This window comes from Serratia sp. HMSC15F11 (assembly GCF_001808215.1).
Lineage (GTDB): Bacteria > Pseudomonadota > Gammaproteobacteria > Enterobacterales > Enterobacteriaceae > Serratia > Serratia nevei.
This window is the reverse complement of record NZ_KV792473.1, coordinates 1-12,781: the sequence shown is the minus strand read 5'-3', so window position 1 is coordinate 12,781 and position 12,781 is coordinate 1. Positions and strand designations below refer to the sequence as shown.

The 12,781-nt window shown below is 34.2% G+C and carries 17 protein-coding genes; 13 read left to right on the top strand and 4 right to left on the bottom strand.

Annotation, left to right across the window (positions count from 1 at the left end; all coding sequences use genetic code 11):
- On the bottom strand, positions 1–447 hold a 447-nt coding region (locus tag HMPREF3138_RS15745), incomplete at its 3' end, for a ParA family protein (RefSeq protein ID WP_070559162.1).
- A 140-nt stretch (positions 448–587) separates the two neighbouring features.
- Here HMPREF3138_RS15745 and HMPREF3138_RS15740 point away from each other — a divergent pair.
- On the top strand, positions 588–1,736 hold the full coding sequence (locus HMPREF3138_RS15740) for an LPD7 domain-containing protein (protein ID WP_070559160.1): 1,149 nt from the start codon (positions 588–590) through the stop codon (positions 1,734–1,736).
- Between the two features lie 402 nt (positions 1,737–2,138).
- Here HMPREF3138_RS15740 and HMPREF3138_RS26415 read toward each other — a convergent pair whose 3' ends face one another.
- Together HMPREF3138_RS26415 and HMPREF3138_RS25655 are read right to left on the bottom strand one after the other, a co-directional pair.
- A complete protein-coding gene (locus tag HMPREF3138_RS26415) occupies positions 2,139–2,705 on the bottom strand; it encodes a hypothetical protein (RefSeq protein ID WP_139145158.1) in 567 nt (188 codons plus the stop codon).
- A gap of 103 nt (positions 2,706–2,808) precedes the next feature.
- A complete protein-coding gene (locus HMPREF3138_RS25655; protein ID WP_083301491.1) occupies positions 2,809–5,019 on the bottom strand; it encodes a DotA/TraY family protein in 2,211 nt (736 codons plus the stop codon).
- A gap of 169 nt (positions 5,020–5,188) precedes the next feature.
- Between HMPREF3138_RS25655 and HMPREF3138_RS15725 the strand changes: the two genes are divergently transcribed.
- The 12 genes from HMPREF3138_RS15725 to HMPREF3138_RS26400 all read left to right on the top strand — a co-directional run bounded on the left by HMPREF3138_RS15725 (position 5,189) and on the right by HMPREF3138_RS26400 (position 11,688).
- The gene (locus tag HMPREF3138_RS15725) at positions 5,189–5,692 is read left to right on the top strand and encodes a hypothetical protein (RefSeq protein ID WP_024172954.1); all 504 of its coding nucleotides are present in this window, start codon (positions 5,189–5,191) and stop codon (positions 5,690–5,692) included.
- 31 nt (positions 5,693–5,723) lie between these two features.
- Positions 5,724–6,203, top strand: a complete 480-nt coding sequence (locus tag HMPREF3138_RS26410; RefSeq protein WP_042195012.1) for a hypothetical protein — start codon at positions 5,724–5,726, stop codon at positions 6,201–6,203.
- A gap of 2 nt (positions 6,204–6,205) precedes the next feature.
- On the top strand, positions 6,206–6,532 hold the full coding sequence (locus HMPREF3138_RS15720; RefSeq protein ID WP_070559154.1) for a hypothetical protein: 327 nt from the start codon (positions 6,206–6,208) through the stop codon (positions 6,530–6,532).
- A gap of 9 nt (positions 6,533–6,541) precedes the next feature.
- On the top strand, positions 6,542–6,640 hold the full coding sequence (locus HMPREF3138_RS27505) for a pilus assembly FimT family protein (protein WP_083301490.1): 99 nt from the start codon (positions 6,542–6,544) through the stop codon (positions 6,638–6,640).
- Complete coding sequence (locus HMPREF3138_RS27500) at positions 6,612–7,061, top strand: type 4 pilus major pilin (RefSeq protein WP_371326906.1); 450 nt, start codon at positions 6,612–6,614, stop codon at positions 7,059–7,061. The genes HMPREF3138_RS27505 and HMPREF3138_RS27500 overlap by 29 nt, the downstream gene beginning before the upstream one ends.
- 136 nt (positions 7,062–7,197) lie before the next feature.
- A complete protein-coding gene (locus HMPREF3138_RS15715; RefSeq protein WP_042195018.1) occupies positions 7,198–7,491 on the top strand; it encodes a hypothetical protein in 294 nt (97 codons plus the stop codon).
- Positions 7,492–7,650: 159 nt separating this feature from the next.
- Positions 7,651–7,968: a hypothetical protein gene (locus HMPREF3138_RS15710; RefSeq protein WP_024172950.1), complete on the top strand. Its 318-nt coding sequence runs from the start codon at positions 7,651–7,653 to the stop codon at positions 7,966–7,968.
- 70 nt (positions 7,969–8,038) lie between these two features.
- Positions 8,039–8,341, top strand: coding sequence for a hypothetical protein (locus tag HMPREF3138_RS15705; RefSeq protein ID WP_053232787.1), 303 nt, complete (start codon positions 8,039–8,041; stop codon positions 8,339–8,341).
- A 291-nt stretch (positions 8,342–8,632) separates the two neighbouring features.
- Entirely contained in the window at positions 8,633–9,667 is a 1,035-nt protein-coding gene (locus HMPREF3138_RS15700; protein WP_070559152.1) for a hypothetical protein, read from the top strand.
- Positions 9,668–9,860: 193 nt separating this feature from the next.
- On the top strand, positions 9,861–10,247 hold the full coding sequence (locus tag HMPREF3138_RS15695; RefSeq protein WP_070559150.1) for a hypothetical protein: 387 nt from the start codon (positions 9,861–9,863) through the stop codon (positions 10,245–10,247).
- A gap of 247 nt (positions 10,248–10,494) precedes the next feature.
- Complete coding sequence (locus HMPREF3138_RS26405; RefSeq protein WP_085674757.1) at positions 10,495–11,058, top strand: hypothetical protein; 564 nt, start codon at positions 10,495–10,497, stop codon at positions 11,056–11,058.
- Positions 11,059–11,427: 369 nt separating this feature from the next.
- On the top strand, positions 11,428–11,688 hold the full coding sequence (locus tag HMPREF3138_RS26400) for a hypothetical protein (RefSeq protein ID WP_024172948.1): 261 nt from the start codon (positions 11,428–11,430) through the stop codon (positions 11,686–11,688).
- A gap of 66 nt (positions 11,689–11,754) precedes the next feature.
- Here HMPREF3138_RS26400 and HMPREF3138_RS15690 read toward each other — a convergent pair whose 3' ends face one another.
- Positions 11,755–12,012, bottom strand: a complete 258-nt coding sequence (locus tag HMPREF3138_RS15690; protein WP_001708376.1) for a hypothetical protein — start codon at positions 12,010–12,012, stop codon at positions 11,755–11,757.
- Positions 12,013–12,781: the final 769 nt, after the last annotated feature.

Sequence of the window (12,781 nt, the reverse complement as noted above, 5' to 3'; positions counted from 1 at the left end):
ATAGCCAAGATTTTCTGAATACGTTTCGAGTTTCTTCAAGAGAGCCATTTGCTCTTTGTTCTGAACTTCAACCCGGTTTGGAACAAGGATGAAAGGTTTGTTCATTTCTTTCAGGTTATCAATGCTCTTTAGAGTGGTTGAATAGCTGGAAGCATCGAGGATGGTTGGTACCAATACCAATGGCGCTAACTGACCGCCGCTGTCTACACCCGGCGCATGGTCAAAGATCATGAAGTCGGTTGCTACCTTCGGTTTACGGGTCACTTCAAACGGTAGAGGTTTACCGTTCTTCATCGCAAAGGCTGCACATGTAAGTGAACCTCCCTGTGGGTCAAAGTCTACTAACGTTGTTGACTGACCTTTGGAAGCAAAATAGCCGCACAGATTCAGGCTAAGGGTCGTTTTGCCAACCCCTCCCTTCAAATTGAACACGCTCATAGCAAACATAATTGTTCTACCTCATCCGTTTAATCAGTTATCCGACACTTATCATCGGGGCTACGTTGACCATTATAGTATATAGTAGTATATGATAGTATAGTATTTATTTTTACTAAGAAATCACAATTAAAAACAAGGAGTTATATATGAATGAACAATTTTTAGATAAGTTTGATAGAGCTTTCATTGCTGATCCAACAGAAGCATTAAAGGCCGTTGACGACATGGCCACATCTCTAATGTCAGAGATAGAACAGAAGAGGAAAGCAGGTATTAAAGAGTTAGATCCTGTTATGGTAAAGCTACAGGAAGACCATGCTTATCTTTCTGGCCTCCATGAAGAAAAGACCGAAGAACTGGCCTTACATCAGCGCCTACATAAGCAAGCTGGCATCGAGATAGACAATCCCTTTAAACAGCTCACAGAAGAAGCTTCAGACGTCTTTAATGAGTTTGACATACAAGAAGACGTTGCCCCGACTCCAGCTCCTGTAGCTCCCTCTCTTATGACGAACGACGACATAGCAAAGTTGGCTAAGGCCGTAAGTGATAAGCAGGCTCCTGCAGCTCCAGTAGAACCGGAAGGTATGGACATATCAAAGTTCAAGCCAGAACCTAAGCCACTGGATCTTTCAGGGCTTGATACGTTCACCATGCGTAAAGCAGAAGAGACAAAACAGAAAGCTAAACCAAAAGTGGATACTGACGAACTGGATCGCTTTAGTAATCGCTATGCGGGGAATAGTTTTATTGAAAAAGTGACAAAAAAACTACAGGAAACATTTTCAGCTACTTCTCATGCTCCTGTTAACTTTGTACCAGAACATGAAATAAAAACCATGTTTGGGAATTCACTTTCAAAAATAGTTAATAACACCAATAGCAGAAGCATACATTTTGTTGATAAATCTGTTCTTAAAGAAGATGCGCAGGGATTATCAATTGCCACAAAGGATAGAACCTTAGCCGCAAGAAGATTAACTCTAATGGCTAAAGCTAAAGGATGGAGCAGCATTAGTTTTGATGGTAATCAGCTTTTCCTTGAAGAAGCATATGAAGAAGCAACAAGAGCGGGTTTGGTAGTAAAGCCATCATCAGAAGAACAAGCCAGATTTTTCAAAGAAGTTCATGAAGCGAAAAAGTTAGATAGTTTTATGCCTTTTGGCGGTATGAAGGAAAGCAAAAAAAAGGATATAGATAAAGATATTGAAAATCCCGGACATAGCCATGAACAAGCCCCTGTTCCTGTTCAAGCCCCTGTCTACAACGCAAGAATACCAACAAGAATGAAATAAAATAAAAAACCCTCATTAAGAGGGTTTCTTTTTATGCGAGGATTTTATTTTTACATGAAGATTTTAATCAGAACGTTGACGAAAGAAAGAATAGTGATACCCAACGTTAAGAATACAACCATGCTCACTGGAAAACCTACAATCAACTTAAAAGCATAGATGTTTACAGGCATCATATGAAACACAGGAAAGCTTTTATAAGCGTTAGTATTCATCATTTTACCAAGTGGATAAAACACCACGAAACCTAAAACAACCGTAGTTAACGCCGAAAGGACTAACAACGGAATACCGTAGAACACTGTTGATAAGTTCAGTAATGAATCAATATATAAGTTTAACATTTTCATCTCCTCGCATTTGATGATTTAAATATTAGCGTACTGTTTAATGGATATCAAATTATTTTTTATTTTTCGGATAAAACATAACTGGAACATTTCTACTGTTATTGTTTTTATCTTTCACACAAGAAGTGAATTCATAAAAAGGGTTAGGTATAATGTCTTCAATGGATTTGAAGACATTAAGTTTATTCTCAAAAGTTCTTGCCTTAAGGCAATAAGCATTAACGATAAGATTGAAATACCCGGCAAAACCGACAAGCGCAGCGGTAAAAGGAACCATCCTTAATGGAATTGTTAAATCAGCTCTTGTCATAAAACTAAAACCAAAGAACAGAGCAACACACGTTAGCATCAATGTTAATAAAGCTATTGAGGCGCATTTTCTGTAGTTTGTTTGTAAAATTCCTTCATTAGAGTTTTTAATAACATACCATTCTTCAAAGGTACGTTTATTACACGGATCACCATGAGCATATTGAACAGCATTAACAATGTTTTTACCCACTTTATAAGGTAAAACAAAAGGCGCTGTAAATAATCTCGCAGTTCCTATAAATGGCGCAGCAGCAATTCTACCAAGCGTTAACTTCTTTTTCTCTTTGTTTTTATTTTCAATAAACATAATAATTCTCCTTTGTAAAGTGTATATTATTTTATATACAAATATTAATAATGCTTGTCAATAAAAAAGCCTCTAAAAAGAGGCTTTTATTTTAATTTATTTTTTATTTATTAAAATCCTGTAAATCTACACTGGTATCTTTAGGTTTATTATTTGATGATTCTGATTTTTCTTCACTTTCACCTGAACCTTCACCATTATCTCCATTAGTGGCAGTATTATTAGGCTGTGGTTGTAATCTATCACCTAAAGTTTGACCAAAGCTTTTAGCTGAGTTGATCAAACCACTTTGACCAGCCGTTGCCATTTGCATGCTTGCCCCAACAGCAGCCTGTGCTTTTAACATACCTGATTCAGCATGAGTAGATAACATGCCAAGAACAGTTGAAGAAGCCCCGCCTATCCATTTAAAGATAGTGTCAGGTAATAAATGCATTAACTTACAACATGCTAATGTAGCTGAAAGCGTTAATACACAATATATAACAATCATGGTTATACCTTTTTGAATACCTAAGAATCCTCCTTCCACATCACTCGCAGCAGCAAAGAACGTACTGTTTATATATTCAAAACTGATATTCATCGCTACAAATGAAGCCGCATAGCCAGCCACGTTTAAGGCAGGTCTAAGCAATAAGGATAAAAGCAACATATAACCTTGTCCTTGTTTACCAACTACACCATCCTGATCAGGTGTTATTGAAGCCACTACAAGAAGTGGAGCACCGCATAAAGCTTCAATGACAAGAACGAAATAACCTATAACACAACCGAAACCAATGATATAAGGCATCATAGGCATAACATGTGCTAACATGTTTCCTACAACCAAAAGAGGAACGAAGAAAGATGTAAATGTTCCTGAAAGAAGACCAATAACAGCTTGTATACCGCCACCAATGACAGGAAGGCTACCTAACATAGAACCTACAGTTAAAGCCACCAACATAGCATCTACGCCATATATAACATGCTCACCAATATTTGCCGAAACTGTTAAAGGCATCAAGCTTGCTGTATCAGCTTTTTGAGTTCCAAACACACCTAAATTACCACCTATAATCCCTATGGCTTTTTGATATAACCCATCATTATCACCTTCATCAGAAAGGTTAGAATTGAGTTTATTAGTAGCATTCAATAACGTTCTTACTTTATCAAGTCTACTGTAAACCTCACCCCATGTATTGTATTTAAAATCTTCTTCTTTCAATGTTGCTGAGGAAATAGGGAAGTTATTTAAAGCAGCATTAGCAGAAGACGCAGCCGTTGTTATTCTCATATAAAACGCATAGCTATAAGTCCATCCAGCTTCTGTTAACTTATCAACCTGTGATTGATTAACAGCATCTTTCATAGCAGCTTCAGCAGCAGTTTGAACAATTTGAGCATAAGCATTAGTCATAAGATCAATGTGTTTGTTTAATGTTTCAACATCAATAGTCTTAGACCTGTCTTTCAAGTTAGCTTCAGCATATGCCATAGCACCAGATACTAAAGCAGCATTAGCAGCTATCTGAGCTTTTTGAACATTCATCGCTATCCCGTTCGTGTTTATTAATAATGAACCCGGATCTGGCATTTTATCTTCATTAAGAAGCTTCATTTTTGTACTTCCGCATTTATCTGCTTTATAACCTGAAAATGCGTTTCCATCTGGATAGCCGAAGGTATAACCAATCATTTTATTGGAACCTGAATCAGATTTAAAATTAGCGGCATCCATAAATCCATATAACTTCACACCAGATTTTTGTAATGCCTTAGTTGCTACATCATTATTTATTTTCACACAAGCAGCAGAATATAAGGTATTAACTACGAGTTGGCGAATAGCTGTTTTATTCGTCACGGATATATAAGTGCTGTCAGTTATTAAAGAAGGGGCTATTTTCTTCCATCCTGCATCCCCCCATTCTGTACCTTGAACAGCTAATGCCATAACTATAAGCTGAATAACAGCCCATCCATTACTAACTGGCAATAGCAAGCTAACAGCTAACGGAGCACGTATCGGAACCCATAATGATGACCATTTTTTACCTAACATCTCACCTTCATGAGCGGTTGTCACTGTTCCAACAATCAAAATGTAGGCAGCAATAATAGCAGCTACCATTAAACATATTGGCCCATAAAAATCTAAAAAGGTTCCGATTATCCCTACAATTGATGGATTAAAATATTTATCAAAAGCATTTAGCACAAAGTTTTTATCTCCAGTCAAACTATAATAGTTTGCCGCTTGTGCTTGTGCCGAATACAGCACAGTAAATAAAATGCTAAAAACAAGCATCTTTATTTTATTCATAAAAATCTCCTTTGTTATATTGTTTAAATTCCATTCCTTATAATTATTGTTGAAATGTTATTAATTAAATACAGTAATTAAAATATTAGTCAATATGTATATTAAATAATTGACATATTAAATTTAATAACTTAAATAATAATAACATCAATCAAAAAAGGAGATATTTATGAATAGTATTACAATAGAAGAAAAAGATTTAAATTCTGGAGTGTTTGTTATTAATCAAGCTAAGTTTAAAAACAAAACAGCATACACTTGTATTAGAATGACAGACGATATTAAGAGCTTACTGAAACAGAAATGTTCTGGCGCTTTAGATATTGCAATTATTGGATTATTAAATCATGGTTTAAACAAACTAAAAGAGCAAAACAAAGCAATAGAAATAAAAAACATTAATGGAAATATACATTTTATTGAACATGATAAAACAAATGGTAATTCTTTTATAAATGTCAAAGCAAAGATACAAAGGGAAAGCAGCAAATCATTTAGTATTAGAATGGATAAAGATTTAAAAGAAAGGTTAAAAGAAGCTTCAGGCAATATCTCTTATAGTGTTGGTATATTGGGCGTTATTAAATATTCATTATTTATGCTTGAGAAAAACAACAAAGCGTTAATAATTAAAAACACTGATGCTAATATTGACAATTCTTATTTTATATAATAAGTATAATTATAATATATAGGAGGGTATTATGGAGTTAGCATTTAAATGTATAAGAAGAAGATTAGATCAAGATAATACGGTCAAAACACTTATTAAGTTAACACAAAATCAGTTGGATTTTATAGATAATCATATATCTAAAAACTCAAGATCTCTTGCTGTTTCTCAGTTGAGTAAATGGGCAATAGAAAAACTTGTTAGTGAAAGTAAGGTTTTAAATATCTCATTCTTAGAAGATGGTTATCATTTTACAGAAAACGATACCGATGTAGGTAGCCTACATATTGTATCGCTTGATAAAAGTTTTAACCCAGAAAGTAAATATGTATCAATAGTAGCGAGTAAAGAAGTAATAGATATATTAAAAGAAAAAACAGGAAACATTGCTTTAAGTAAAGCTCTACCAGCATTAACCATTTATGCTTTGAATGAGCTTATAGCGAAAAAGGAAATGTATGTTTATGACAGCGTAAATAACATCAATCAAATAATTAAACAAAGGAGTTAATCATGAGTATATTAGAGTTTTTATCAACGGCTATAGTTTTCGGTATTGTTGCTTTATTTATAACATTCGTAGTAAAAAACATAAGGAGAAGCATTAAGTTTAAATTATATTTCAAATCCTTAATAAAGGTTGGTATTACATTGATAGCACTGATGTTCGTTTCCGGTGTAATATCCAAAGACATTAACATATTTATTAGTTTGATGTTTGTTTATTATTTAAAGGTTTTATATTTCTCAACATTGCTTTCCTTTGTTTATTTTGTTGGAAGAAATATATTCACGAGTATAAAAACAAATAAAAAGAACATGAAACCAAATACTATATAAGGTGAATTCATGAGAAAAGGATTTAACAAAGGGTTTAGTCTCATAGAGCTGTTGTTAGTTCTTGCCGGCTACAGGCGTAGTGGCGGCTACGTTCTATGTCTATGGTAAGGTTCAGGCGCATAACAGGGTAAACCGGGCTACGCATGATCTGGCGAGTATCAGTAAAGCGATGAATGCCATTCTGACGACAAGGCCAACGATAGCTGAGGCCAATACTATGCTGACCAGCTCAAAGGCTCTACCGTCCTCTATGACCGATAGAACAGGCTCGTTCGTGAACGCCTACGGGGGAAAGCTCACCATAACGCCTCATAACGGCTCAGATGACTTCTATGATGTTTCCTACTACAACGTACCACCTGATGCCTGTATAGAGCTTGTAAGCGCCAGCAGAGCGATTTACCGCACTATAACCAACACTTCCTATAGTCCGAAGATAACAGCCGCTTCCAGCGTGAATGATATAGCTTCATTCTGTTCCGGGTTTACCTCTACCAGCTCAGTGATAGTCTTTACTGACGCAGCATGACATAGCCCCGGTCGGGGCTTGTTCTAAAATCATACATAAAAGCAATTAACTAATTGATAAATCTAGTTTTAATTGATACGGTCACGCCGTTGATGGTGCATTTCTGACCACTTTTAAAACATAAGAGGGTTTTAGAATGAAAAAGCTTCTGGCGGTATGCGTGATCGGGCTGGCCTCCTTCCTTACCGGGTGTGGTGATGATGGAATTTATGGTAGCTACGTGAACAAGCAGTATGGCGTAAAGCTCGATGTTCAGAAGGATGTTATCAAGTTTCGTGATGGTGTTTTCAACGTTAAAGAATGGGATGAAAGCAAAAAGCCTGTATACATTGCCAGAACGCAGAACAAGGATTTAGGATCATGGACATTTAAAATCGAAAAGGTAAAACAGGGTGTGGTTTATCAGGGCGCAGTATTTGAAAAAGATTAATAAAAACAGTTAAAGATAAGAAGCCTCCGTTATGGGGGCTTTTTTATTGGTTGAAGTATTCCCTTCATCTATCTTTTTAAAAATAATCGTACTTTTAATTTGCTTTTAATCGGAAAAGGAAATACTGAATATCCATCAAACAAAAAAAGGAGAAAGACCATGAAAAAATATATACAAACTGAAAGCTACATTGACCAACTTCAAACCCTCATAATTTTGAAAAACTTCATGAATGAAAGATATGAAGAAGAAAACTGCGAGATCCTTTATACAACGGATAACGGTTATCCATCAGTAGTATTTTGTGGAGGTATTTATGAAGTAAGCATTATACCTGTTGACTATAAACAAGGATTAGAAGGTGAAGTTATGTTTATAGCTTCTGTAGGTAATGAACTGGTTAAGTTCCCAAGCTTAATAGACGCTGTTGAAAGTTTTTATTCATGTATCGATGAAGCAATAAAACAAGCAGCTTGATAAAAAAAATTTGAAAAAGCAAATTTTACAGGATAATAATTATTACGAACATAACAACAAGGAGAAAAATATGAAAAAGAAAACCATGATTGAAGAAATGAGAGAAAGAGCAAATAAACTTTCAAATGGTGAAGCCCTCATTTTATTAGACCATATTTTAAAAATAGAAGGGCAAGAGGCAATGATTAGTATCTTCATGAATGAAATGCCTCAAATCAAAAACAGGATAATTTATGGCAACTTCAATCTTGAAGGTTGTAGAAATATCAACACTCAGTTAGCTAATGAGCTGATAGCTTATATAGAGCGTGAAAAACTCATGGTAATACTGGAATCTAATCTAAAAGAAAGTGCCATAAAGAAACGTTTATAAAGAAAGCCCGGAAGGGCTTTTCTTCAACTTGACAGTAATAAATTAAAGAGTTATAAAAAACTAGAAGTCCTATTTAAAAATTATTGTCAAATGTTATATATTAAAGATTCGTGGTCGTAAATATATAACTCATTTTATAAGTACATAAAGCGTGAGAGTTTTCTCTCATGCTTTTTTTGTGTCTACCTATCCCGCCTGTCTGATAACTAATTTATATTATCCGATTAAATTGAAATTTGATTTATTTATGGTAGTTATTTAAATAACACAAACAAATAAAGGAGAAGTGTTATGAAAATAAAACCAGTAAACCTCAACAAAACATTAAAGTTATTAGAAGGAACAGAAGCAGAAAAGCCATTCATTGAAGATATGTTGTTATACATGGATCAGGCTAAAGAGTACGAAGAAAAGAAAGTATTACAAAGCAACTTATATGAAGAACTTAATAATAGCTTAGTATATCGTTATAAAACTATTGTTAACAATGCGCCAAGAGAAGATTTATCCATAATTGCTATTTCAGGTGAAGAAACCATTGGTTCTAATGTTGATGTTTTTCTTGAGAATACAGCAGTTAGATTTAAAGTCAGGGATAAGCTTAACGAAAGCGGCTATTCAGTAGCTGTAAAGGTTAAAGACGGTAAAACAGTTTTAGACGTTGATATGAAGCAAGCGGGCTTTACAGCACTTAAAACGCTCTCTAACGAGCTGGAAGAGCTTAAACCGTGGGTAAATGACTACATGGCAACACTCAAAGAGCAAGTGAGTGATAGCGTTCAGGCTCAGGCTTTACCTGATACGATAGAACCCTACAAGACATCATGGGTAGAGCTTCCAGAAGAAAGACGTATTCTTGTTAAAGTTCATCCTGAAAACATGGCAACATTTAAATCAAAGTTTTCTTCCCCCAAATGGGAAAAGGATTTAAAAGCGTGGCGCATATCTAATCTTCAAAGCAATAAAGATAAATTGAATGATTTTAGAGATCTTCTTGAACTAAGAAGAAGACAAGAACATGAAAGCCCAAAAGAAGTTTTATCTAAAGTCGATACGGTTATAGATGGTAAACCACATTATTATGAGTTATCACACAAAGTAGAACATGAAAGTTTAACAAGTAAGTTCGATACATTAACACTCGATTTAAAAAGTGATGATGGTTCATATGATGGGGAATGGCATAAAAGGATTGGTTCGTTTGAGTTTGAAAACCTATCCGATAAAAATGAATTAAATAAAAAAGCTAAAGAGTTTTTAACTCAGGCAATGGATTTAAGAGATAATGATTTAAAAAATAAATCACCGCTTAAAATGAAAATGTGATATTAATTATTAACATTCCCGATAAATAACCATTATAAAAGCCTCTTAAATGAGGTTTTTATTTATCATATCGTTCTACTTCCTCCATCTATCCGATTAAATGACAAAATTGATAATTAATACTGTTTTAAATTTGCTATTAGTCGGATAGTACGTTATTTATTTAATATAAACAAACAAAAGGAGAAGTATTATGAAATTAAATAACCCACTTGAAGTAGCAACAATAACAACAAACGTTTTAGCGCATTATATTTATCAAGCAATATCAGATCTTGATAAAGAAGACTTTATTAAATATGACAACGTTGATTATATCAAAGATTATTTAGATAGCTCTATTGATTCTTTAGGAACTGACGGTTTTTATAGCAGCGTTCTAATTTCTTTCTATGGCATGAACCATGATTATGGTCATGACTATTTTGATACAGAAGAAGAGTTAAAAGAGTATGTTTTAAAAGCTAACTTATATCTTATCAATGACTCTTTAGCTGTTGATGATGTAGCAGATGAATATGATGCTTGTGAGCAGGTTTTAGAAATGCTTGAAGCTGACAGAAACGATAACGATGAATAAGATTAACATAGCCCCGGAAGGGGCTGTTATTAAACATTTAAAAAGGATTATTATATGAGTGATATAAAATATAACGTTCAGGATATTTGTAATGAACTTAAAAGTTTAAACGTTTGGGAAAGGTTTTGTGAATGGGGATATTCTATTTATCCTAATCTACATAATTCACAACAGGCTTTCATGTATTGTTATGAAGTATTTAAACTTAACGAGAACTATTTCATAGAGGAATGGAAGAGGTGATTAAATGAATAAAGAATATAATGTAGTTTTAAATGATGGTGTAGGCGTTTACACTTTAAATAGTGGGGTGGTAATAGTTTTAGAGGGTGTTCACAAAGATGAACCATTCATAGAGTGGATTGAACTTTATAAAGACGAAAATCATTACTATAAGAACAACACTGGTTATGAAAGGAGTTATCAAAGTTTAGTTTGCGAAGATGATTTTAAAGTTCTTATTGAACGCTTCTGTAGCTATCTATGGTCGAATATGAGTAAACACAATTTTAGTAATGAGGACATAAACAAAGTATTAAGTTATGATTACACTGATGATAGATTAAAAATATTTTTTGAATTGGATAACACTTCTTTAAAAATATCTAAAATTAACCATCCAATCTTTGAAGAGTTTTTCAGTGAATTAGATGTTAAATGTAAGTTAGCACCTGAATATAATAATGAGTTCCACACAGGAAATTTTAATGCCATTTATTTTCATGGTAGATGTTTAGCTTTTGAAGATGTTATAGAGTGTATTAAATATAATGGTGGTGTCATGTGTAAAATAAAAAGAATAGGTGAATAAATGAAAAATAGATTGATAACAAACAGAGAAAGATTATTTATTTATATATTATCTTCTATCTTATCAACTTTTACAGTGTATTGGTGGTATGGCATAAATCGATTATATGAACCATATGCAATGCACTTATACTCAGTTTTTGGCTATGATGTTAATACTATTTTTAATATGTTCCATGAAAATGGTCTGTTAGATATTATAGGTAAAGAGTTAATACTATCATATTGGTTGTTTGCTGGAGCTATATCAATATTATGTTCAAGTCAAAGAAAGACAGCGTTAAGTTTTTTAATCAGTTCTTCAATTTACTTTTCGATACTTTCAATAATAATTATTTTACTGGATTTATATATATTTTAAGGAAGCGCAATGAAGAAAAATATACTATATGAAATATCTAGAGTATGTGGATTTATAAGTGTGGTTGGTTATATTTACCCATTGTTATTGGCATATCTATATCTAAAAACAAATAGTGCCGATGACTATAAATATTTTATTTATACTAAAGCGGATTTGCAATTATATATAGATGATTATTTTAAAATTGACCACCCTCGATTTATTGTCGCCATATTTTTTGGTTTGTTATCTATTACCTTTCATGTTTTACATAGGAAAACAAAATGAACCATGATCTAAAGATGAGAAAAAAGATAAAACGACTATACAGATAAAAAGCCCCGATTATGGGGCTTAGTTTTTGGTGATCATTCCAGCTTTTGCCAGCTTCTTGATCTGCTCTTCGGATAGCCGGGCATCATTCGTTAGAGCGGAGTAAATATCTCCTACGCGCCATTCTCCGGGCTTTTCTGTTTGTTTCAGGATAACTACAGGTTCAGAGTCTTCCCCTTTCTCATAGAGCCACAGAGAAGGGATTTTTTCACCTTCATCGTTCTCCACTTCATCCGCTACAACATCAAAGAACTTGCTTAGGTAGTTGTTCAGTTTCATGCGTGGTGTTCCTCTAATATCGCCGTAGTTCGTACTATACTATAGTAGTATATGATAGTATAGTGTTGGTGAGTTTTATTTCTTGCTCGGTAATTTGGTACTTTCCTTTGATCGCCAGCTCCAGTATTCCCCCTGATAACAGCCATAACAACGTACTATAATATAATAGTATATTGTATTATAGGATATGTTGTAGCATACGTGAGTGACAGGACGTGTCAGGGATAGGAAATATAATCTCCCTTCCGTGGTCAGGTAGGACATGGCCTTTCCTCTATGTGTGAACGCTCCGCGCTGGAAACTTTTTAGCACCAATTGTACTTACTCTGTCCGGGGCTTCGCCCTTTGATTTTCTGATCCGGGTTTTCCTGATACCACATCGAATGTTCTTGCGTGGTCAGGTAGGACACGGTTACTTTTTGGGGTAAAGGATAGTTACTTTTAACTACAATCTTACTTTTAACTACATTTTCCAAGTAAGATAACCAATCTCAAAGTAAACTACCCACTGTTAAGCCGGGTTTTTCCTTCCACTACACCAAAATAGAACTATTCTGCTCAATTCTACCCACTTTTATAGAATATTCTACAGGATTCTACACCGATTCTATTACGCAATTGCTTGTAAACCCTTGTATTTGCTGGCTTTTCTGCTCGGATTCTAAGATTCTACGATTCTACGGCTATGCACCCTCTTATATATATTTTTTTTATTATGCACCTTACTTTACATGCAGCAGCTTACTTTACTACGTGTACCCCTATCCCA